We start from the raw sequence: 21,124 nt of genomic DNA on the forward strand, positions 1-21,124 counted from the left end.
GGTCGGGCCCGGCCGTCGGTGAGTGGGCGATTCAAACGTCTGGACCAGAGAAGGAGGGAATCGGTTGCGCGGGGACGCGGCCCGGTTCCGGCTCGTACCGGACCCTCCCGAGTTCCGGACCCCTGTCGAGCCGGGGGCCGCCACGAGATATCTTGATGTCGAGCAATGTTGCAGACGTGGAGCGGAGCACCCGGTGACTGACTCGACCATCATCTACACCTACACAGACGAGGCCCCGGCCCTGGCGACGCACTCGTTCCTGCCGGTGATCAAGGCGTACGCCTCGCAGGCCGGTGTCGCCGTGGAGACCCGCGACATCTCCCTGGCCGGGCGCATCATCGCCGTCTTCCCGGAGTACCTGAACGAGGACCAGCGCATCCCGGACGCCCTGTCGGAGCTCGGCGAGCTGGCCAAGACGCCCGAGGCCAACATCATCAAGCTGCCGAACATCTCGGCGTCCATCCCGCAGCTGAAGGCCGCGATCGCCGAACTGCAGGGCAAGGGCTACGCGCTGCCGGACTACCCGGACGACCCCAGGACCGACGAGGAGCGCGAGATCCGCGCCCGCTACGACAAGATCAAGGGCTCCGCCGTCAACCCGGTGCTGCGCGAGGGCAACTCCGACCGCCGCGCCCCGGCCTCGGTGAAGAACTACGCCAAGACCCACCCGCACCGCATGGGCGCCTGGACCCCCGAGTCCAAGACCAACGTGGCGACCATGGGCGTCGACGACTTCCGCTCCACGGAGAAGTCCGTGGTCCTCTCCGAGCCCGGTTCGCTGCGCATCGAGCTGAAGGGCGACGACGGCTCCACGACCGTCCTGCGCGAGTCCGTGCCGGTGCTCGAGGGCGAGGTCGTCGACGCCTCCGTGATGCGCGTCGCCGCCCTCCGCGAGTTCCTCACGGCGCAGATCGCCCGCGCCAAGGAGGAGGGCGTCCTCTTCTCCGTGCACCTGAAGGCCACGATGATGAAGGTCTCCGACCCGATCGTCTTCGGTCACGTGGTACGCGCCTTCTTCCCGAAGACGTTCGCGAAGTACGGCGAGACGTTCGCCGCGGCCGGCCTGACCCCCAACGACGGCCTCGGCGGCATCTTCAAGGGCCTTGAGGCCCTGCCGAACGGCGACGAGATCAAGGCCTCCTTCGACGCCGAGCTGGCCGAGGGCCCGGCGCTGGCGATGGTCGACTCCGACAAGGGCATCACCAACCTGCACGTCCCGTCCGACGTCATCGTCGACGCCTCCATGCCGGCCATGATCCGCACCTCCGGTCACATGTGGGGCCCCGACGGCCAGGAGGCCGACACCCTCGCGGTGCTGCCGGACTCCAGCTACTCCGGCGTCTACCAGGCCGTGATCGACGACTGCCGCGCCAACGGCGCCTACGACCCGGCGACCATGGGCTCCGTCCCCAACGTCGGCCTCATGGCGCAGAAGGCCGAGGAGTACGGCAGCCACGACAAGACCTTCGAGATCCCCACCACCGGCACGGTCCGGCTGGTCGACCAGGCCGGCAACGTCGTCCTGGAGCAGGCCGTCTCCGCCGGTGACATCTTCCGCGCCTGCCAGACCAAGGACGCGCCGATCAGGGACTGGGTGAAGCTCGCCGTCACCCGCGCCCGCGCCACCGGCGACCCGGCCGTGTTCTGGCTGGACGAGACCCGCGCCCACGACGCCAACCTGATCGCGAAGGTCAACCAGTACCTGCCCGAACACGACACCGAGGGCCTGGACATCCGGATCCTCAACCCCGTCGAGGCCACCAAGCTGTCGGTGGAGCGCATCCGCCGCGGCGAGAACACCATCTCGGTGACGGGCAACGTCCTGCGCGACTACCTCACCGACCTCTTCCCGATCCTGGAGCTGGGCACCAGCGCCAAGATGCTGTCGGTCGTCCCGCTGATGGCGGGCGGCGGCCTGTTCGAGACGGGCGCCGGCGGCTCCGCGCCGAAGCACGTCCAGCAGCTGGTCAAGGAGAACTACCTGCGCTGGGACTCCCTGGGCGAGTTCTTCGCCCTGGTGCCGTCCTTCGAGCAGTACGCCAAGACCACCGGCAACGCCCGCGCCCAGGTCCTGGCCGACACCCTCGACCGCGCCACGGCGACCTTCCTCAACGAGGACAAGTCCCCGACCCGTCGCGTCGGCGGCATCGACAACCGCGGCAGCCACTTCTACCTGTCCCTGTACTGGGCGCAGGAGCTGGCCAAGCAGACCGACGACGCCGACCTGGCCAAGGCGTTCGCCCCGCTCGCCGAGACCCTTGCGGCCAACGAGCGGCGCATCGTCGACGAGCTGATCGCCGTCCAGGGCTCCCCGGCCGACATCGGCGGCTACTACCAGGCCGACAAGGCCAAGGCGGACGCGGTCATGCGCCCGTCGGCCACCTGGAACGAGGCGCTGGCGTCGCTGAACTGACGCCGGCGGCCCGACGGCCGTTCCCGCACGTGATCGCGCCCCGGTCGGCCCACTGCCCGGCCGGGGCGCGGTCGTACGCGGACGGCATCCGCGGCGACGTGTGACACCTTGATCGTCCACCCTGCCACCGACAACGCCCCCGGAGCGGCCCGTGTCCCGTCCCCTGCCCCCGTTCGAGTTCCTGGCCGGCGCCGACGACTCGCCCGTGATCCTGCACGTGCCGCACTCGGCCCGGGAGATACCGGACGACGTGCGGGCGGGGATCCTGCTGGACGACACGGCGCTGGAGCGGGAGCTGGACCACATCACCGACGCGCACACGGCCCGGATCGCCGAGATCGCGGCCCACCGGGCCCGGGTCACGCCCTGGCGGTTCGTCAACCGGCTGTCGCGGCTGGTCGTCGATCCGGAGCGATTCCCGGACGAGCGGGAGGAGATGCTCGCCGTCGGGATGGGGGCCGTGTACACGCGGACCACGCACCGGGCTGCCCTGCGGCCCGACGACACCGACCCGGAGCCGCTGATCGAGCGGTACTTCCGGCCGTACGCCCGTGCCATGACCGAGGCGGTGGCCGGGCGGCTGGCCGCGACCGGGCGGGCCGTCGTGATCGACGTGCACTCCTATCCCGGCGAGGCGCTGCCCTACGAACTGCACGGTACGGGACCCCGGCCGCCGGTCTGCCTGGGCACCGACGCCTTCCACACACCGCCGGAGCTGGCCGAGCAGGCCCGGAAGGCGTTCGCGGAGTGCGGGGAGACGGGGCTGGACAGCCCGTTCAGCGGTGCCTACGTGCCGCTGGAGTTCTACGGGAGGGACCAGCGGGTCGGTGCGCTGATGGTGGAGATCCGCCGGGACACCTACATGTCCGAGCCCGGCGGGCCCGCCGGACCGGGGCTGTCACGGCCGGCGGAGGCACTGGCCGCCCTGGTCGACGGCGTCTCGCGGTGACGGCCTCCCCGCTGGGCCACTCCCGCAGGACACGGGCGACGGGTGCGTACGAGGGCGGGTGGCACGACCGAGGAGACCACCACATGCACCGGCCGGATCCCGCCCCCGTGCGGGACCGGCCCGTGCCCGACCCGGACGGGACGGAGTTCGACCCGCACCCGGCCTGCGGCGGCGGACCGCACTACTGCACGGATGCCGTCCTCGCCCGGCTGCTGACCGAGCTGCTGGCCGACACCCTGCCGGCCCGGCTGCCGGGCCTCCGGCTCGCCGTCCCGGCCGAGCAGGTGGCACGGCGGCGCAGGCCGATGGTCCGGGGGCCCGCGGAGTCTGCCCGTCACCTGGTGACAAGGCAGCCGCTCAGGCCCGTAGCCACTCCGTGACGACCACGTCCCCGCCGGCCCGCAGCCGCAGCGCGAACGGGCCCGTGGGGGGTGTGTCGCTGCTGAAGCGGCCCATGGCGTCCGCCGCGACCGGCACCGCCGACCGCGGGCCGCCGAGCACCTCGATGCGGGCCGGCTGCGGGGGCAGCACCTGCCCCATCAGGCCGTCCCCGGTGACCTCGACGTCGACGCTCAGCGCGCCCGCGCGGAAGGTCAGCATCCGCGGCACGTCCCTCGCGCCCCTGACCGCGACGGCGTCGACCAGGGAGTCGAAGGTCAGCTCGGCGATCCGGGCGTCCAGGTCGTGGAACGCGTAGGCGTCGATGGCCAGTTGGCGCACCTCGGCGGGAACGGGGTCGAGGATGGCGGCCGCCTGGCGCAGCTCCTCCTCCAGCAGCCCGCCGTCGGACCCGGCCTCGTCGAAGGGCTCTTCCACCGGGAAGTCCTCGTCACGCATGCCGCTCACACCGCCCCCCGTGCGTCCAGCCGCGCCCGCAGCCTGCGCAGACAGCGCTGGCGCAGGGGTCCGATGCTGCCCACCGCGATGCCCAGGGCGGCGGACACCTCGACGTAGCTGGGCGGTGGCGAGGCCATCAGGACGCGCAGCAACTGGCGGCAGCGGTCGCCCAGTTCCTCGAACTCCTGCCACAGCCGCCGGATCCGCTCGGCCTCGGCGGCCGCCTCCTCGGAGTCGAGCAGCGACTGCTCGGGCGTACGGGCCTCGCTGACCCGGTCCAGGACCTGCGGATCGTCCGTCGGCGTCAGCCGGGTCAGGCCCTTGATCACCTTAAGGCACTCGTGCCGCGCGGTGCTCGCCAGCCAGGAGCCCGCCTTCTCCGGTTCCCGGATCCGGCCGAGGTGCTGGGCGAAGCGGAACCACACGGTCTGGCAGACCTCACAGCCGTCGGCGTCGGAGAGCCGGTGGGCACGCACGACGGACCACACCAGCGGACTCAGCCCTTCCACGAGCGCCTTCCAGGCCGCCGCGTCACCGTCGACAGCGGACTGGACCAGCGCGCCGACTTCTGCTCGGTCCACGGTCCCACCCCTCGTGTACGGCAAGTCATCGTACGCCGCCGAGGGGACGCATCCCGCCCTCATGCGCCAGGAGCCGGACGAACGACCGGGACCGGGCGCCAGGCGGGTGGCCGAAGCGCCGGCACGTGCGCCCCGCGCACTTCGGCGTACTCGGTGTGGGATTCCAGCAGTTGTTTGCGCGCCGCGCGCGGGTCGCGCTCCTTGTGCGCCGTCATGTGGGCGGCGACCAGTCCGGCGGCGACCGGAGTGGCGAACGAGGTCCCGCTCCACTGCGCGAACCCCTCGAACATCACCTGGTCCGGCTTGCCGGAGGTGTTCTCCCGCCCTTCACTCAGCACGCCGGTGTGGCGCGGGTACTGGCAGGTGCAGGCGTAGCCGAACCCGAACCGGCAGGCGTCGTAGGTGGAGTGCTGGTACACGTACGGCACGGGCGCGTCGAAGCCGGTGAGGGCGCTGGTGAGCCGCTCGCCGGGCGCGTACACCCGGACCCAGGAGCCGTGGTTGGTGAAGCAGGCGCCGAACTCGCCGTCGCCGCGCAGCGCGCCGACCGACAGCACCGCGTCCTCGTAGTCGGGCAGCGAGGCGTAGGCGGCGGGCCAGAAGGGCGTCGCGGCGGCGTTGTTGCCGGCCGCCGCCACCAGCAGGGTGGGCTGCTCACGCAGTTCGCGCATGAAGGCGTCGATGCCGAGCAGGCCGTCGGTGCGGCCGTTGGAGGTGCCCGCGGAGAGGCTGATGATGTCGGGCCAGCCGCCCCGGTCGACGGCCTCGAAGAGCTTGACGCCGAACTCGGACTCCAGGACGGCGCCGGCGTCGTTGAGGGTGTTCAGGACGGTGAGGTCGGTGTTGGGTGCGACGGCGGCGAGCAGCCCGGCGATGAACGTGCCGTGGCCGACGTACTGCCTGAGGACGCCGTCGTCGCCGGTCTCCTGCAGCTGGGCGTCGCCCTCGGCACGGTTCAGCAGCGGGTAGGACCGGTAGTCGTGCATGAGGCCGGTGTCGATGACGAGGACGCCGACGGCGGTGTCCGGGTCGTACGGCGTCCGGTCCGCCGCCGGGTTGGACGGTTCGGTGAGCGGGGCGGGCACGGGTTCGTCGCCGGGGCAGGCGTTGACGGCGATCGACACCACGTGGTTGCGGCTGACGAGCCGGCGCCCCCGGCGTCCCTCGGGCCCGCGCAGCGCCCGCAGCGCGTGGGCGACGGCGTGGTCGCCGCCGCGGTCGCCGTGGCCCGGGTCGCCGACCCGGATGCGGGTGACGCCGGTCCGGCTGGTCTCGGGACCGTCCCGGCGCACGTGGTCCGCGACCAGGCCGGGAGCCTCGGTGAAGTGGGTGCGCACGGTGTCCTCGACGAGGCGGGCCTCCTCGCCGTCGCGGGCGAGGACGACGCCCTTCTCGTAGAAGAACTCGGCGGAGTCGTCCGGTCCCATGGCCAGCGGGACGTCCGGCATCGAACGCTGGACCTGTTCGAACTGCTCGTGGAATCGCTGTGGTGCCATGGCGTGTCCTCCCCCTGAGGCCGGTGGTCGTCAGTCTGAGCCGCGGGGCCGCCGATTGATACAGCGCCGCACCATGTGACGGCCCCTCCGGGCCACTACCATCCGAGGGGTGACAGCGGGAAACGCGTCGGTCCTTCAACTGCTGCCGATGGTGTTCGCCGCCCCCAACGAGGCCCTGGCCGGGGCGCAGCGGGTGCTGGACGCCGATCCGTCGCCGTCGCACGCCTCGGTCGCCCACCAGGTGATCGGCATCTGGCACCGGGACTTCGGCGACATCCGGATCGCCCTCGGCCATCTGCGGCGCGCCCGGGACCTCGCCGCGCGCGCGGAGTCGGCCGACCGGGAGGCGGACGTGCTCGCCACGCTCGGGGTCGCACTGGTGCACGCGGGGCGCACGCGCCAGGGGCTCACGGCGTTCGAGCGCGGTGTCGCGCGGGGCACCGGGCACACCCGGGCGCGGGTGCTGTACCGCAGGGCGTACGTCTGGTGGGTGCTGGGCCACCACCGGGAGGCGCTGGAGGACGTACGCCGGGCCATACCCGTACTGCGGCAGGCCGGCGACGTGATCTGGACCGCGCGGGCGCTGACCCTGCGGGCCACCGTGCATCTCGCGCTGGGCGCGGTGGACCGGGCGGACGCCGACTTCACGGCGGCCGAGCGGCTGTGGGAGACCACCGGCCAGGAGCACGACAAGGCCGACGCGGTGGAGAGCCGGGGCCTGGCCGCGTTCCGCTCCGGTGACATCCCGGCGGCGCTGCGGCTGCTGGACGAGGCGGAGGAGCGGTACGCCAAGCTGGGCACGCCCACCTTCATGCTGTGCATCCGGCGCTGCGAGGTGCTGATGGCGGCCGGGCTGGCCCCGGAGGCCCTCGCCGAGGCGGACGCGGCGATCGCCGAACTGGACGGGATCGGGGGGCAGTCCACCCGCAAGGCCGAACTGCTGCTCGCCGCCGCCCGGGCCGCCCGCTCGGCCGGGGACCCGCACACGGCGATCGCCCGGGCCGCCGTCGCTGTACAGTTGTTCGCCGGGCAGCGGCGCACCTGGTGGGAGACCCATGCCCGGCTGGTGCTGATCGAGGCGCGGGTGGCGGCCGGGCGCCGGTCGGGGCGGATGGTCGCGGACACGGCCCGGGTCGCCGAGCGGCTGGCCCTCTTCGGCTCGCCCGCCGCGCCGGAGGCCTCGCTGCTCGCGGGCCGGATCGCGCTCGCCCTGGGCCGGCCGGCGGACGCCGAACGGCACCTCGCCGTGGCCGCCCGCGGCAGACGCGCCGGGCCGCCGCTGGCCCGGATGACGGGCTGGGCGGCGCAGGCGCTCAGGGCGCGGGCGGCCGGTTCCGGACGGGGCGTGCTCCAGGCGTGCCGGCGCGGCCTCGACGTGCTCGACGACCACCGGATGACGCTGGGCGCCTCGGAGTTGCGCGCGCGGGCCACCGCGCAGGGCGCGGAGCTGGCGGCGCTGGCCCAGCAGGCCGGGCTGGCCCGGGGCGGCCCCCGGCGGCTGCTGGAGTGGAGCGAGCGGTGGCGGGCCACCGTACTGTCCGCACCGCCGACCCGGCCGCCCGCCGACCCGGCACTGCTCGGCAACCTGACCGCGTTCCGGGAGATCGCCGCCCGCGCGGAGGCCGCCCGCATGGACGGCCGTCCGGTGCCCGCCCTGGAGCGCGAACAGCGGCGCCTGGAGCGGGAGATCCGCTCCCGCACCCTCCACATGCGCGGCGCCTCGCCCGGCGACGGCGACCGCTTCGACCCCGGCCGCCTGCTTGAGCGGCTCGGTGACACCCGGCTCGTCGAACTGGCCGTGCTGGACGGGCGCGTGCACGTCCTGCTGTGCGGGCAGGGACGGGTGCGGCGGTTCGAGGGCGGGTCCCTCGCGGAGGCGGTGGCCGAGGCCGAGCACGTCCAGGCGGGGCTGCGGCGGCTCGCCCACCCCGGGGCGGAGGACCGGCTGCCGGTGGTGGAGGCCGGGGGCCGCCGCCTGGAGGAGCTGCTGCTCGCCGGGGCCGTACGCCATCTGGGGCCCGGGCCGGTCGTGGTGGTGCCGCCGGGGGCGCTGCACCGGGTGCCGTGGGCGCTGCTGCCGTCGCTCGGGGAGCGGGTGCTCAGTGTGTCGCCGTCGGCGGGCAGCTGGCTGCGCGCCCGCGACACCGAACCGCCGCCGGGCGGCCGGCACGTCCTGGTCCGCGGCCCGGGCCTGGCCACCGGTGGCGCCGAAGTGCCCGAACTCGCGAGCCGCTACGGCACGGCGACCGTCCTGGAGGACGACGACGCGCGGGTGCCCCGTGTCCTGGAGGAGCTCGACGGCGCCACGCTCGCCCACCTCGCCGCACACGGCACCTTCCGGGCGGACAGCCCCCTGTTCTCGTCCCTGCGGATGGCCGACGGCCCGCTCATCGTGCACGACTTCGAACGCCTCGACCGCAGCCCGTACCGGATCATCCTCTCCAGCTGCGACACTGCCCGGCTCGCCTCGGTGGGCGCCGACGAGCTGCTCGGTCTGGTCACCGCGCTGCTGCCGCTGGGCACCGCCGGGGTGGTGGCGAGCAGTGCGCCGGTCAACGACGCGGCCGTGGTGCCGCTGATGCTCGCGCTGCACAAGGGCCTCGATACGGGCCTGTCCCTCGCCGAGGCCCTCCGCGACGCCCGGGCCGCGCTGCCCGGGGACGCGGTGCACCAGGCGACGGGGTGGGCGTTCGCGGCGTTCGGGGCGGCCTGACTCAGGTCACGCGGACCGCGCGTCCGGCAGGTCCACCAGCCACGGCAGCTCCCCCCGGTCGCTCGCGCCGAGCCGGGCGTACGCGCTGTAGAGATGGTTTCCGACGGTACGGACCGACAGGGTGAGCCGCTCCGCGATCTGCCGGTTGCTCAGGCCCGCCGCCGCGAGGGTGACGATCTGCCGTTGCCGGGCGGTGAGTTCGCCGAGCACCAGGCCGGCGAGGGCCGGGGTGCGGGCGCCCTGGCAGCGGCGGGCGAGGGCGACCGCGCGGGTCCGGGAGGTGCGGGCGGCGCGCGGGTCTCGGTGCGCGCGGGCGGCCTGGGCGTGCGCCTCGGCCGCGAACAGCAGGAAGCCGCGCTCCCGCAGCGCTTCGGCCACCCGGTCCAGGGCGGGCCCGTCGCCGCGGGCGAGGGCGTCGGCGTGCCGGGCGAACACGCTGCCGCGCGGCAGGCGTCGGGTGACCTGTTCGGGGGTGCCGAGGCGTACGGCTTCGTAGAGGGCGTACGTGTCGTCGCCGGCGTCCCTTCGACTGCTTGCGAACCGGCCTGTCGCGCAGGCGAGTTCGGCACGGCAGGCCGGATCGTCCGGCGTCCCCCGCAGCCCCTCGCGTGCCCAGGCCGCCGCCTCCAGCACCTGCCCGCGCAGCCGCGCGAACCGGGCGCGTACGGCGGCGTAACCGGCCGGTACCGGGGCGCCCTCCCCGGCCAGCCACTCCCCCACCGGCGTCGGCACCGCCCGTACGTCGGCGTCCGCGATCCGGCGGGCCAGAGTGTCCCGTTCGGCCGCCAGGGCGGGGCCGCAGAGGTCCGGCATGCGGGTCAGTCGCCCGGCCCGCAGCTTCCCGGCCGTGGCCCGTAACGCCGGGCCGTGCAGGGGGTGGGCGAGGCGGATGTCACCCCGGTCGCCGACGTCGATCAGGCCGTCGGCCTCCAGGCGTTCGAGGGCGTCCAGGTCGAGATCGTCCAGGTGCAGGGGCAGCGGCTCGGCGAAGGCGAGGCGCTCCAGCATCTCCCGCTCGGGGCGGTCCAGGGCGGGGGCGACGCGTTCGCGTACGGCGGTGGTCACCGGTACCGGGCCGCGCCAGGCCCACTCGTCCGTCCCGGGGACCCGGGTGATCAGCCCGCCCTCGCGCACCGCGCCCACGAGATCGCGCAGCAGCCGGAGGTCGCCCCGGCACAGCCGGTGCAGCCGGCCCGCGGTGAGCGGCTCCAGGGCGCGGCCCGCGCCCGCGGTCAGCAGGCGGGCGGTCTCCTCGCGGGGCAGCGGCTCCAGGGCGAGGCGGGGCAGCAGTTCGCCGGTCCACAGCCGGGACACCGCGCCGGGCACCGGGACGTCGTCCGCCGCGATCACGACCAGGCGGGTGCGGCCGTGCACGGCGAGCTGGTGGACCAGGGCGGCGGAGGCGGCGTCCAGGAGATGGGCGTCGTCGACCACGAGCAGGCGTACGCCGGACAGGAGGTGCACCGCGCGGTGCGGCGAGACCGGCTCGGGCAGCAGGTGCGCGAACGCGGCGAAGTCGAGGCCGCGGGCCTCGGGCGTGCCGGTCACCCGGGCGCGGTCGGTGCCCCGGACCGCCTCCGTGACCAGCCGGGTCTTGCCGCGGCCCGCGGGCCCGGTCACCGCGATGCCGTGCCGCCCGCATGTCAGGGACCCGCGGACCAGCTCCAGTTCGTCCTCCCGGCCGGTGAACGGCCAGGGCAGGTGGAGGGTGGTCGCGTCCTGTTCGCAGGCCGTCGCGTCCGTCACGTCCGTCACGTCGTCAGTCGTCACGTCAGTGAGAGGCGGCGTACTCACGTCTGATACAGGGGCACTTGAGTAGCCCCCGACTCATGCGCCCGGGCGGGGGCGGCGGCAGGCTGTGCGCATGGGGTTCGGGCGAGACAGCCGTCATGTGCCGGCCACAGCACACCGGCCGCACCGCGCGGACGTCCGGACCGCAGTCCGGCACCGGGGGAGCGGTCGAGGAGCGTCACCTTCGGGGGAGGGTGACGTTCCTCGACCACGCCATTCAGCGGCCCCGCTCCGTTGGCCGCGCCGGATCCGGGAGCCTCACGACGCCGCCCGCTCGCCGGGATCCGTGTCCACGGGGGTCCCCCCGCTCGAGCGAAGCCGGGAGTGGGGGAGGGCGAGGCCCAGGTGGTCGCGCAGGGTGGTGCCCTCGTAGTCGGTGCGGAACACGCCCCGCTCCTGCAGCAGCGGAACGACCTTGTCGGCGAAGGGGTCGAGGCCGCCGGGGGTGATGTGCGGGACGAGGATGAAGCCGTCGGACGCGTCCGCCTGCACGAAGTCGTCGATGGTCTTCGCGACGGTGGCCGGGGAGCCGACGAAGGTCTGCCGGTTGCCGGTGTTGATGACCAGGTCGCGGATGGACCACTGGTTGGCCTCGGCCAGCTCCCGCCATTCGCGGGCGATGGCGATCGGGTCGCGGTACATCCGCACCTGGGCGCGGCCCCGGGAGATGTGCTCCTCGCTGACGACCGGGTCGACGTCGGGGAGCGGCCCTTCCGGGTCGTACGCCGACAGGTCCCGGTTCCAGACGAACTCCAGGTGCTTGATCGCGGTCGCCCCGCTGACCTGCAGGCGGCGCACCTCGCGGGCCAGCTCCTCGGCCTCCGCGTCGGTGTCGCCGAGGACGAAGGTCGCGGCGGGCAGGATCAGCAACTGGTCGGGGCGGCGGCCGTACTTGGCGAGGCGTGACTTCACGTCGGTGTAGAAGGCCTGGCCCTCCTTGAGCGTGGCGTACCGGCTGAAGATCGCGTCGGCACTGGAGGCGGCGAACTCTCGGCCCTCCTCGGAGTCGCCCGCCTGGAAGATCACCGGGCGGCCCTGCGGCGAGCGCGGGACGTTGAACCGGCCGTGGATGTCGAAGTGCCTGCCCCGGTGCACGAAGGCGCCGGCCTTCGCGTCGCTGAGGAACGTGCCGGTGGCCTGGTCGGCCAGGATCTCGTCGCCGCGCCAGGAGTCGAAGAGTTCGTTCGCGGTGGCCAGGAACTCCTGGGCGCGGGAGTAGCGCTCCTCCTGCGGCAGGAAACCGCCGCGGCGGAAGTTCTCGCCGGTGAAGGCGTCCCAGGAGGTGACCACGTTCCAGGCGGAGCGGCCCCCGGAGAGGTGGTCGAGGCCGGCGAACTGGCGGGCCACCTCGTAGGGCTCGTTGAAGGTGGAGTTGATGGTGCCGGTCAGGCCCAGCCGGTCGGTGACGGCGGCCAGCGCGGCGAGCACGGTGAAGGTGTCGGGGCGGCCGACCACGTCCAGGTCGTAGATTTTCCCGCCCTGTTCGCGCAGGCGCAGGCCTTCGGCGAGGAACAGGAAGTCGAACTTGGCGCGTTCGGCGGTCCGCGCGAAGTGCGCGAAGGAGCTGAACTCGATGTGGCTGCGGGCGGCCGGGTCGCTCCACACCGTGGTGTTGTTGACGCCGGGGAAGTGGGCGGCCAGGTGGATCTGCTTCAGCGGCTTGCTCATGGCGTGCGGTCCCTCTCCGGTCAGGCTGCGTAGCGGTTGGCGGGCCGGGCGAGCCCGAGCAGTCCGCGCAGGGTGCCGGCCTCGTAGGCGCTGCGGAACAGGCCCCGGCGCTGGAGTTCGGGCACGAGGTGCCGGGTGATCGCCGGCAGGTCGTGACCGAGGACGGCGGGCCGCAGCCGGAAGCCGGACAGCCCGGCGCCCCGCAACTCCTCCAGGCTGTTGGCGAGCTGGGCCGGGGTGCCGGTGAAGATCCGGGCGTCGCTGGTGCAGGTGCCGCCCGCGAGGGCGTCGAGGCGCTCGCGCCGGGCGGCGGCCTCGGCCGGGTCCTCGTCGAGGAAGACCAGCAGGTCGCCGAAGACGTGCAGGGGCTCCTCGGCGCGGCCGGCCGCCTCCTGCTCGGCGCGGATCTCGGCGACGGTCGCACGGGCCTGGGCGGCGTCCTGCGGGGTCACGTAGCCGACGTCGGCCTGGCGGGCCACCAGCCGGTAGGGGACCGAGTGGTGGGCCAGGGCGGTCACCACCGGCTGGCCCTGGGGCGGCCGGGGTGTGATGGAGGGGCCCTTGACGCTGAAGTGGCGGCCCTCGAAGTCGATGTAGTGCAGCTTGTCGCGGTCGATGAAGCGGCCGGTGGCCGCGTCCCGGATCTCCGCGTCGTCCTCCCAGCTGTCCCAGAGCCTGCGCACCACCTCGACATGCTCGGCGGCCTCGTCGAAGAGGTCGGCGACCAGTTCCCGCGCGGCCGGGCTCTCGTAGGAGTCGATCCGGGGAACCGTCCGGCGGCCGAAGTGCGCGGCCTCGTCCTGGCGCCCGGTGATCTGCACCCGCAGGCCGGCGCGGCCGGCGCTGACGTAGTCGAGGGTGGCGATCGCCTTGGAGATGTGGAACGGCTCCGTGTGCGTGGCCACCACCGTCGGCACCAGGCCTATGCGCCGGGTCACCGGGGCGACGCGGGAGGCGATCAGGACGGCGTCCAGGCGTCCGCGTACCTGGTCGGTGCGCTCGTCCGGTTCGAGGAGATGGGAGGACTGCGGCCCCAGGCCGTCCTCGATGGTGACGAAGTCGAGCAGGCCGCGCTCGGCCTCGGTGACCAGGTCGGTCCAGTACTGGGCGGTGAACAGCTCCCGGGGCCGGGCCACCGGCTCGCGCCAGGAGGCCGGGTGCCAGCCGGTGCCGTCCAGGGCGACGGCGAGGTGCAGGAAACGGGGGGAGGTCGAGGACACGAGTGGGTGCCTTCCTGGAGGTCCGTACGAGGGCGCCGGCGCGCGCGGGCAGCGCGGCACGGCGTCGGGAGGGGACGGTTCAGGAACAACAGAGCGCGCCGGCCACGCGCTTGAGGTCGATGTGGGGCCGGGAGTGAAGGAGGGCGGAACGCAGGACAGGTGTCACGTCCGTCTCCTCCTGCGTCGGGACTCGGCGGGCCGCACCGGGCGGCGCCTCGCACATCTCTGCCCAGTCACAACTCCGCGGCCCCGCCGGATGTTCCCGGCCCGAGCGGCGCGCGGCGACGCACGGGTCCGTCACCTGTCGTCGTGCCGGCCGCGCGGGCCTCGAAGCCTGTGGGGGCCGTGAGCATGGCAGCGACCGCGAAGGGATGCCGACGCCGGCTGCGTACTGGACGTACTCAGGCGCCGCCGGCCCGGGCACCGTTGCCCGGGGTGTCCGCCGCGTGGCCCGCCCAGTCCAGGATCTGGACGGCCGCTCCAGCCGCCTCCAGGCCCTGGCAGCGGGCGTGGTGACGGCGGGCGATGCCGTCGAGGTCGAGGTGGGCGCCGAAGGCCGGGTGGGCGGCCAGACGCCGGGCGTAGGACCACAGGGCGGGATGCCCGGCGATGCGGTGCACGGCGGAGGCGTCCAGGTGGTAGCGGTGCACGGTGTCGAGCTGGACCAGCGTCACCCACAACTCGACGTCCGCCGCGGTGAGTCGGTCGCCGATGAGCTGGTCGCGCCCGGCGAGCCGGTGCTCCAGCTCGGCCAGTGTGCCGAGCAGCGCGTCGAGGGCGGCGGCCCGCTCGGCCGCGTCCGTACCGGCCCGGCCCGCGTTCTGCGCGGCCTGCTCGACGTCCGCGCAGAGCCGCTCGACGTCCTCGGTCCCGGCCTCCGCGCCGCACGGGCGGAGCCGGGTGCCGCCGTCGCCGAAGCAGTGGGAGAGGTCGCGCAGGATGTCCGCGGTGTGGGTGCTGACGATCCGTCCGGACCAGTCGTCGCCGAGCACCGGCGCGAGGGCCGGTCCGGCGTAGTGGTGGGCGCTCGCCTCGTACAGCGGGCGCAGCGCGGTGTGGCCGCCGTCGGGACAGTCGGGGACGGCGGGCAGGAAGGTCACCGGACAGATGCCGTCCAGGGCGAGGAGGCTGTGGGTGACGGCCAGGCGCAGGCCGTCGGGACAGGCGGTGGACAGGTGGAGGCGGTAGCGGCGCGGCACGGCGTGGTGGCCGCTGCCCGCGTCCCGGCCGAGGCGGCCCCGGAAGGCGGACGCGGTCCGGCGGACGGACGGGACGGCGGCGAGCGGAGTGATGGACATGCGTCTCCCCGGATGCGGGCGCGCGGAGGTACACGCGGCGGAAGCGTCATCGGACAGTGGGCGCCGGGGTGTGCCGGGCAGGGGTGGAGATGCCCGGATCGGCTCAGAAGGCTGATCGCGCGCTGCAGACACGCAGCAGGTCGATGTGCCGGCGGGAGGTGAGCAGGGGCAACGGCGGCGTACGGACCACTCGGCCGGTGACCGTCTCACGGCGCCCCATATTTCCCTACCTGTTCACTAGGATTCCCATGGGGAGTGTCGATCCGGCTCGGGATGACGTCAAGGGGGCGTCCACGCCTGGGACACCGGGCGGGTGAACGAGGCTCTTCCCGGGAGTACGAGCGCGGCGTTCCTCACCCGAACGGCCCCGCGCCGCTGGTCGCTCGTCGGGGCGGGTGGTGGCGTGGGAGGACGTACCGCGTTCCGAGGAGGCCGTCGCGATGAACCGTCCGTCCTGTCCCGTGCGTGTGCTCGCCCCGGCCGTGACGGCAGGGGCCCTGCTGGCCACCGCGGCCTGTTCGGAGCAGGGCGGCTCCTCCGATGCCGCGTCCACCTCGCCCGCGGCCGAGCAGCCCTCGTCCGCGTCGTCCACCCCCGCACTGACCGGTGCGGGGGCGAAGGCCGCGCTGATCACCGAAGGCGACATCGAGGACGACTGGACGCAGGTGAACAACGCGTCGGCCTGGCGCGACAAGCTCCTGGTCGGGAAAGTCGACGTCGCCGCTTTCCTCAACACCAGGACCAACGCGGCCGACTGCCAGAAACTGCTCGACAGCCTGTACTCCGACACCCTGCTGGGCCGCGCGGCCGGCGCGTCGGCGCTCACGGGCTTCACCCAGGGCGACGCCCGGCTGCTGTACCAGACCGGCGACTACGGACAGGCCTCACTGAAGAAGTCCCTGGGCTGGATCGATAGCCTCCCGGACAAGTGCGACCAGTTCACCGCGACCGGCTCCGACGGCGGCAAGCGGACGGTCCAGGTGGTCGAAAACTCGCTGCCCGGCGCGGGCGACGACCGGCAGGGCCTGACCCTGACGATGCAGGGCACCGCGGACGGAGACCCAGTCACCCTCACCCTGGACGTCGCCGCCGTACGGGTCGGCGCCTCCGGCATCACGGTCACCAACGGCGGGCCCTCCGGCGCTGATCACGACAGCACGCGGACGGCGGTGCAGCAGGGCGCCCAGCGCCTGAAGGACGTCCTCGCCGGGAAGACCCCGGCCGGAACCCCGGGCCAGTTCGACTGACCGTACGCCAGGACCTCCCCCTCCAGTGCGGTATGTGACATAGTACTGGCGTGGCGAAGCGACTGACCTGCGATGTCGTGGTCGTGGGCGCCGGGATGACGGGCGCCGCCTGTGCCCTGTACGCGGCACGGGCGGGTCTGGACGTCGTCCTCGTCGACCGGGGCCCGGTGGCCGGCGGTACGACCGGCGCGGGCGAGGGCAACCTGCTCGTCTCCGACAAGGAACCGGGACCGGAACTCGAACTCGCCCTGCTGTCCGCCCGGTTGTGGTCGGAACTGGCCGGCGAGGACGGGGCGGCGTACGAGTACGAGCCCAAGGGCGGGGTCGTGGTGGCCGCCACACCGGAAGACCTCTGCGCCCTGGGCGAGTTCGCCGCCGCCCAGCGGGCTGCCGGCGTCTCGGCCGTGCCCGTCGACGCGGACCACCTCCCCGACCTCGAACCCCGCCTCGCCCCCGGCCTCGCTGGCGCCGTGCACTATCCGCAGGACGCCCAGGTCATGCCGGCCCTCGCCGCAGCCCGCCTGATCCGCGCCTCGGGCGCCCGTCTGTGCACCGGCTGGACGGTCACGGGGGTGCTGCGCACGGCCCGGGGCGCGGTGTGCGGCGTGCGCACCGACCGGGGGGACGTCCACGCGCCGGCCGTGGTGAACGCCGCCGGGACCTGGAGCGGCGACCTGGCCCGCCTCGCCGGCGTCCACCTCCCGGTCCTCCCCCGGCGCGGCTTCGTCCTGGTCACCGAGCCGCTGCCCCGGCTGGTCCGGCACAAGGTGTACGCCGCGGACTACGTGGCCGACGTGGCCAGCGACTCGGCCGCGCTGCAGACCTCGCCGGTCGTCGAGGGCACGGCCGCCGGACCGGTCCTGATCGGCGCGAGCCGGGAACGGGTCGGGTTCGACCGCTCGTTCTCGTTGCCCGTCGTACGGGCGCTGGCTGCCGGAGCGACCCGGCTGTTCCCGTTCCTGCAGCGGGTGCGCGCGATGCGGACCTACCTGGGCTTCCGGCCGTACCTGCCCGACCACCTGCCCGCGATCGGCGCCGATCCGCGCGTGCCCGGGCTGGTCCACGCCTGCGGACACGAGGGCGCGGGCATCGGACTCGCCCCCGGGACAGGGCGGTTGATCGCGCAGGTACTGACCGGGACACCACCGGAACTGGACCTCGCGCCCTTCCGGCCGGAGCGCTTCGCAACGGAAGGGGTGAACACCGCTTGAACCCTCTGGAGTTGGCCCGGGCCCGGCCCGGGCCCGCCTTCACGGTCACCTTCGACGGCCGCGCGATCGAGGCGCTCCCCGGCCAGACGGTGGCCGCCGCGCTCTGGGCGGCGGGCGTGACCGCGTGGCGCACCACCAGGCGCGCGGGCCGGCCCCGCGGGATCTTCTGCGGCATCGGGGTCTGCTTCGACTGCCTGGTGACGGTCAACGGCCGGCCCGGTCGGCGGGCTTGCCTGGTGCCCGTACGGCCCGGTGACGTCATCGCCACGCAGGAAGGGACGGGTCACGATGGCCACGACGGCTGAGCGACCGCACCTCGCCGTGATCGGCGCGGGTCCGGCGGGGCTGGCCGCGACCCTGGCCGCGGCTGCCCGGGGAGTGCGCGTCACCCTCGTCGACGCCGGCGCGGAGGCGGGCGGCCAGTTCTACCGGCAGCCCGCCGCGGCCCTCGGCGCACGCCGCGCCCGCGCGCTGCACCACCAGTGGCGCACCTGGGAGTGGCTGCGGGACGGACTGGGCGAGCATCGCGCGGCCGGCCGGGCCGCCCACCTGACCGGTCATCATGTGTGGTGCGTGGAGCGGGAGTCAGCGGGCTTCGCCGTCCACGCGCTGCGGGGCCCCGCGCAGGAGGAGCCCGCGGTGGTGCGCGCCGACGCCGTGCTCCTGGCCACCGGCGGCTACGAGGTGGTCCTCCCCTTCCCGGGCTGGACCCTGCCCGGTGTCGTCACCGCGGGCGGTGCGCAGGCCCTGCTCAAGGGCGGGCTGGTGCTGCCGGGGCGGACGGCCGTGGTCGCCGGGACCGGACCGCTGCTGCTGCCCGTGGCGACCGGCCTCGCGGCGGCGGGCGCGCGCGTGGCCGCCCTCGTGGAGTCCGCCGATCCCAGGGCTCTGCTGCGCCGGCCGTCGGCGCCAGCCGCGCAGCCCGGCAAGCTCGCCGAGGGCGCCGGGTACGCGGTGCGGCTCCTGCGGCACCGGGTGCGCGTCCTGGTCCGCCACACCGTCGTGGAGGCGCACGGCACGGATCGGCTGGAAGCGGTGACCGTCGCCGCGCTGGACGCCGACGGACGGATCAGGCCCTCAAGTGAGCGTCGCATCCCCTGCGACACCCTCGCGGTCGGCCACGGCATGCTGCCGCACACCGACCTCGCCGGGACGCTGGGCTGCCGCCTGAGCGGGCACGACGTGCACGTCGACGACGAGCAGCGCACCGACGTCCCGGGTGTCTGGGCGGCCGGCGAGGCGACCGGTGTCGGCGGTGCGGCCCTCGCGCTCGCCGAGGGGCACATCGCCGGACGGTCGATCGCCGCCCGCCTGCACGGCCGGGAGCCCGACCCCGGGGCCTGGTCGGCGGCGGCCCGGTCCCGTGCCCGGCTGCGGGCGTTCTTCGCGGCCGTCGACGCGGTGTGCGCCCCGCCCGCCCGCTGGCCGGACCGAGTCCCGGACGACACTGTCGCCTGCCGCTGCGAGGAGGTCACGGCCGGTGAGGTCCGTGCGGCCGCGACCGGACTCGGCGCAGGCGACCTGCGCACCGTGAAGCTGCTCACCCGGGCCGGGATGGGCTGGTGCCAGGGCCGGATGTGCGCACCGGCGGTCGCGGGGCTCACCGGATGCGAACTCACCCCGCCCCGGCGGCCGTTCGCCCGGCCGGTGCCGCTCGGCGTGCTGGCCGAAGGCCCCGAAGACCCCGCCGAGGAAGGATCCTCATGACCGACCACCGCCCCTGGCACGGCGTCCTCGTCGCTACTGCGCTCCCGCTGAACGACGACCTCACGGTGGACTACGGCAGGTACGCCGAACACTGTGCCTGGCTCGTGGACAACGGCTGCGACGGTGTCGTACCGAACGGCTCGCTCGGCGAGTACCAGGTGCTCACCCCCGAGGAGCGGGCCAAGGTCGTCGAGACGGCCGTCGCCGCGGTCGGCGGTCAGCGCGTCATGCCGGGCGTCGCCGCCTACGGCTCCGCCGAGGCCCGGTGCTGGGCCGAGCAGGCGCGCGAGGCGGGCTGCGGCGCGGTGATGCTGCTGCCGCCCAACGCCTACCGCGCCGACGAGCGTTCGGTGCTCGCCCACTACGCGGAGGTCGCGAAGGCGGGCCTGCCGGTGGTGGCGTACAACAACCCGGTCGACACCAAGGTCGACCTCCTACCCGAACTCCTCGCCCGGCTGCACGGCGAGGGCCTCGTCCACGGGGTGAAGGAATTCTCCGGGGACGTCCGCCGTGCCTACCGGATCGCCGAACTCGCTCCGGAACTGGACCTGTTGATCGGCGCCGACGACGTGCTGCTGGAGCTCGCGATCGCCGGCGCCAAGGGCTGGGTGGCCGGATACCCGAACGCGCTGCCCGCCGCGGGCGCCGAGCTCTTCCGCGCGGCCACCGGCGGCGACCTCGCCACGGCCGCGCGGCTCTACCGGCAACTGCACCCCCTGCTGCGCTGGGACTCGCGGACGGAGTTCGTGCAGGCGATCAAGGTGTCCATGGACGTCGTCGGACGGTACGGCGGTCCCGTACGGCCGCCGCGCGTGCCGCTGCTGCCGGAGCAGGAGGCGACCGTCCGGGCGGCCACCGAGAAGGCCGTCGCGGCCGGGCTCGCATAGGAGGAACGGGATCGTGCGCAGCAAGCTCGTCCTGCACGCCGTCGACTCGCACACCGAGGGCATGCCCACCCGCGTGATCACCGGCGGGATCGGCACCATCCCCGGCGCGACCATGAACGAGCGGCGGCTGTACTTCCGCGAACACCACGACGGCGTCAAGCAGTTGCTGATGAACGAGCCGCGCGGCCACTCCGCGATGAGCGGCGCCGTCCTGCAACCGCCGACCCGCCCCGACTGTGACTGGGGTGTGGTCTACATCGAGGTGTCCGGCTATCTGCCGATGTGCGGGCACGGCACCATCGGGGTGGCGACCGTGCTGGTGGAGACCGGCATGGTGGAGGTCGTCGAGCCGGTCACCACCATCCGCCTGGACACCCCGGCCGGACCGGTCGTCGCCGACGTCGCGGTCGAGGACGGTGCCGCCAGGAACGTCACGTTGCGCAGCGTGCCGTCGTTCTGCGTGGGCCTGGACCGCAAGGCCGTGCTCGACGACGGGCGGACGGTGACGTACGACCTCGCCTACGGCGGCAACTTCTACGCGATCCTGCCGCTGGAGGAGTTCGGCCTGCCCTTCGACCGCGCCCGTAAGGACGACATCCTCGCCGCGGGCCTGTCCCTGATGAAGGCCATCAACAGCGAGGAGGAGCCGGTCCACCCCGAGGATACGTCCATCCGCGGCTGCCACCACGTCCACCTGTACGCGCCCGGCGCCACCGCCCGCCGCTCCCGGCACGCGATGGCCATCCACCCCGGCTGGTTCGACCGCTCCCCCTGCGGCACCGGGACCAGCGCGCGCATGGCGCAACTGCATGCGCGCGGAGAGCTGCCGTTGCACACCGAGTTCGTGAACGAGTCCTTCATCGGCACCCGCTTCACCGGCCGGCTGCTGGGCACGGCCGAGGTCGCCGGGATCCCGGCCGTGCTGCCCAGCTTCACCGGCCGCGCCTGGATCACGGGCACGGCCCAGTACCTGCTCGACCCGACGGACCCGTTCCCCGCGGGCTTCGTCCTCTAGAAGGCGGATGAAGATGTTGGGTTCTGGCCCTGCCGCGTGAGCGGTAGGGCCAGACTCGTTGTGTGGCGATGGGTGAGTGGGTCGGCGAGAC

Annotated in this window: 18 protein-coding genes and 1 pseudogene; 10 read left to right on the forward strand and 9 right to left on the reverse strand. The window is 74.1% G+C overall.

The window, feature by feature from the left end; all coding sequences use genetic code 11:
- The first annotated feature begins 193 nt into the window (after positions 1 to 193).
- The 3 genes and pseudogenes from ACIBBH_RS06880 to ACIBBH_RS06890 form a co-directional block, all read left to right on the forward strand.
- Positions 194 to 2,413, forward strand: coding sequence for an NADP-dependent isocitrate dehydrogenase (locus ACIBBH_RS06880; protein ID WP_399402643.1), 2,220 nt, complete (start codon positions 194 to 196; stop codon positions 2,411 to 2,413).
- A gap of 151 nt (positions 2,414 to 2,564) precedes the next feature.
- Positions 2,565 to 3,362 (forward strand): N-formylglutamate amidohydrolase, encoded by a 798-nt coding sequence (locus ACIBBH_RS06885; protein ID WP_399402645.1) that lies wholly within the window; start codon positions 2,565 to 2,567, stop codon positions 3,360 to 3,362.
- A 125-nt stretch (positions 3,363 to 3,487) separates the two neighbouring features.
- A pseudogene (locus tag ACIBBH_RS06890) lies at positions 3,488 to 3,707 on the forward strand (cytochrome P450); the annotation flags it as partial.
- Between the two features lie 12 nt (positions 3,708 to 3,719).
- Here the strand turns inward: ACIBBH_RS06890 and ACIBBH_RS06895 are convergent.
- The 3 genes from ACIBBH_RS06895 to ACIBBH_RS06905 are packed head-to-tail and all read right to left on the reverse strand — an operon-like array spanning position 3,720 to position 6,276.
- Positions 3,720 to 4,199: a hypothetical protein gene (locus ACIBBH_RS06895; protein WP_399402647.1), complete on the reverse strand. Its 480-nt coding sequence runs from the start codon at positions 4,197 to 4,199 to the stop codon at positions 3,720 to 3,722.
- A gap of 5 nt (positions 4,200 to 4,204) precedes the next feature.
- Entirely contained in the window at positions 4,205 to 4,843 is a 639-nt protein-coding gene (locus tag ACIBBH_RS06900) for an RNA polymerase sigma factor (RefSeq protein ID WP_399402649.1), read from the reverse strand.
- Positions 4,840 to 6,276, reverse strand: coding sequence for a S8/S53 family peptidase (locus tag ACIBBH_RS06905; protein WP_399402651.1), 1,437 nt, complete (start codon positions 6,274 to 6,276; stop codon positions 4,840 to 4,842). Before ACIBBH_RS06905 ends, ACIBBH_RS06900 begins: the two co-directional genes overlap by 4 nt.
- 109 nt (positions 6,277 to 6,385) lie before the next feature.
- Here ACIBBH_RS06905 and ACIBBH_RS06910 point away from each other — a divergent pair, with 109 nt between their 5' ends.
- Positions 6,386 to 8,989, forward strand: coding sequence for a CHAT domain-containing protein (locus ACIBBH_RS06910; protein ID WP_399402653.1), 2,604 nt, complete (start codon positions 6,386 to 6,388; stop codon positions 8,987 to 8,989).
- A gap of 6 nt (positions 8,990 to 8,995) precedes the next feature.
- Here the strand turns inward: ACIBBH_RS06910 and ACIBBH_RS06915 are convergent, their stop codons facing one another.
- The 6 genes from ACIBBH_RS06915 to ACIBBH_RS06940 all read right to left on the reverse strand — a co-directional run bounded on the left by ACIBBH_RS06915 (position 8,996) and on the right by ACIBBH_RS06940 (position 15,186).
- Positions 8,996 to 10,759 (reverse strand): LuxR C-terminal-related transcriptional regulator, encoded by a 1,764-nt coding sequence (locus ACIBBH_RS06915; RefSeq protein ID WP_399402655.1) that lies wholly within the window; start codon positions 10,757 to 10,759, stop codon positions 8,996 to 8,998.
- 279 nt (positions 10,760 to 11,038) lie between these two features.
- Positions 11,039 to 12,448 carry an NtaA/DmoA family FMN-dependent monooxygenase gene (locus ACIBBH_RS06920; protein ID WP_399402657.1) on the reverse strand — a complete coding sequence of 470 codons (1,410 nt, stop codon included), beginning with the start codon at positions 12,446 to 12,448 and terminating at the stop codon, positions 11,039 to 11,041.
- A 20-nt stretch (positions 12,449 to 12,468) separates the two neighbouring features.
- Positions 12,469 to 13,668: an LLM class flavin-dependent oxidoreductase gene (locus ACIBBH_RS06925; RefSeq protein WP_399402659.1), complete on the reverse strand. Its 1,200-nt coding sequence runs from the start codon at positions 13,666 to 13,668 to the stop codon at positions 12,469 to 12,471.
- Positions 13,669 to 13,747: 79 nt separating this feature from the next.
- Entirely contained in the window at positions 13,748 to 13,891 is a 144-nt protein-coding gene (locus ACIBBH_RS06930; RefSeq protein ID WP_399402661.1) for a putative leader peptide, read from the reverse strand.
- Positions 13,892 to 14,069: 178 nt separating this feature from the next.
- Positions 14,070 to 14,966, reverse strand: coding sequence for a glutathione S-transferase C-terminal domain-containing protein (locus ACIBBH_RS06935; RefSeq protein WP_399402663.1), 897 nt, complete (start codon positions 14,964 to 14,966; stop codon positions 14,070 to 14,072).
- Between the two features lie 103 nt (positions 14,967 to 15,069).
- Complete coding sequence (locus ACIBBH_RS06940; RefSeq protein WP_399402665.1) at positions 15,070 to 15,186, reverse strand: putative leader peptide; 117 nt, start codon at positions 15,184 to 15,186, stop codon at positions 15,070 to 15,072.
- A 220-nt stretch (positions 15,187 to 15,406) separates the two neighbouring features.
- Here ACIBBH_RS06940 and ACIBBH_RS06945 point away from each other — a divergent pair, with 220 nt between their 5' ends.
- The 6 genes from ACIBBH_RS06945 to ACIBBH_RS06970 are packed head-to-tail and all read left to right on the forward strand — an operon-like array spanning position 15,407 to position 21,033.
- Positions 15,407 to 16,213 carry a hypothetical protein gene (locus ACIBBH_RS06945; RefSeq protein ID WP_399402667.1) on the forward strand — a complete coding sequence of 269 codons (807 nt, stop codon included), beginning with the start codon at positions 15,407 to 15,409 and terminating at the stop codon, positions 16,211 to 16,213.
- Positions 16,214 to 16,263: 50 nt separating this feature from the next.
- Positions 16,264 to 17,424 (forward strand): NAD(P)/FAD-dependent oxidoreductase, encoded by a 1,161-nt coding sequence (locus tag ACIBBH_RS06950; protein WP_399402669.1) that lies wholly within the window; start codon positions 16,264 to 16,266, stop codon positions 17,422 to 17,424.
- The gene (locus ACIBBH_RS06955) at positions 17,421 to 17,729 is read left to right on the forward strand and encodes a (2Fe-2S)-binding protein (protein ID WP_399402671.1); all 309 of its coding nucleotides are present in this window, start codon (positions 17,421 to 17,423) and stop codon (positions 17,727 to 17,729) included. The genes ACIBBH_RS06950 and ACIBBH_RS06955 overlap by 4 nt, the downstream gene beginning before the upstream one ends.
- Positions 17,713 to 19,131: an FAD-dependent oxidoreductase gene (locus ACIBBH_RS06960; RefSeq protein WP_399402673.1), complete on the forward strand. Its 1,419-nt coding sequence runs from the start codon at positions 17,713 to 17,715 to the stop codon at positions 19,129 to 19,131. The genes ACIBBH_RS06955 and ACIBBH_RS06960 overlap by 17 nt, the downstream gene beginning before the upstream one ends.
- Positions 19,128 to 20,018, forward strand: coding sequence for a dihydrodipicolinate synthase family protein (locus ACIBBH_RS06965; RefSeq protein WP_399402675.1), 891 nt, complete (start codon positions 19,128 to 19,130; stop codon positions 20,016 to 20,018). The genes ACIBBH_RS06960 and ACIBBH_RS06965 overlap by 4 nt, the downstream gene beginning before the upstream one ends.
- A 13-nt stretch (positions 20,019 to 20,031) precedes the next feature.
- Positions 20,032 to 21,033 carry a proline racemase family protein gene (locus ACIBBH_RS06970; RefSeq protein WP_399402677.1) on the forward strand — a complete coding sequence of 334 codons (1,002 nt, stop codon included), beginning with the start codon at positions 20,032 to 20,034 and terminating at the stop codon, positions 21,031 to 21,033.
- Positions 21,034 to 21,124 lie beyond the last annotated feature (91 nt).

It is taken from the genome of Streptomyces sp. NPDC051636 (genome assembly GCF_044453765.1).
Lineage (GTDB): Bacteria > Actinomycetota > Actinomycetes > Streptomycetales > Streptomycetaceae > Streptomyces.

Bases quoted from the DNA above. Each gene is read 5' to 3' on its own strand.
- ACIBBH_RS06895 (WP_399402647.1), bottom strand. From the start codon at position 4,199: ATGCGTGACGAGGACTTCCCGGTGGAAGAGCCCTTCGACGAGGCCGGG.
- ACIBBH_RS06900 (WP_399402649.1), bottom strand. From the start codon at position 4,843: ATGAGGGCGGGATGCGTCCCCTCGGCGGCGTACGATGACTTGCCGTAC.
- ACIBBH_RS06905 (WP_399402651.1), bottom strand. From the start codon at position 6,276: ATGGCACCACAGCGATTCCACGAGCAGTTCGAACAGGTCCAGCGTTCG.
- ACIBBH_RS06920 (WP_399402657.1), bottom strand. From the start codon at position 12,448: ATGAGCAAGCCGCTGAAGCAGATCCACCTGGCCGCCCACTTCCCCGGC.
- ACIBBH_RS06930 (WP_399402661.1), bottom strand. From the start codon at position 13,891: ATGTGCGAGGCGCCGCCCGGTGCGGCCCGCCGAGTCCCGACGCAGGAG.
- ACIBBH_RS06935 (WP_399402663.1), bottom strand. From the start codon at position 14,966: ATGTCCATCACTCCGCTCGCCGCCGTCCCGTCCGTCCGCCGGACCGCG.
- ACIBBH_RS06940 (WP_399402665.1), bottom strand. From the start codon at position 15,186: ATGGGGCGCCGTGAGACGGTCACCGGCCGAGTGGTCCGTACGCCGCCG.
- ACIBBH_RS06945 (WP_399402667.1), top strand. From the start codon at position 15,407: ATGAACCGTCCGTCCTGTCCCGTGCGTGTGCTCGCCCCGGCCGTGACG.
- ACIBBH_RS06960 (WP_399402673.1), top strand. From the start codon at position 17,713: ATGGCCACGACGGCTGAGCGACCGCACCTCGCCGTGATCGGCGCGGGT.
- ACIBBH_RS06965 (WP_399402675.1), top strand. From the start codon at position 19,128: ATGACCGACCACCGCCCCTGGCACGGCGTCCTCGTCGCTACTGCGCTC.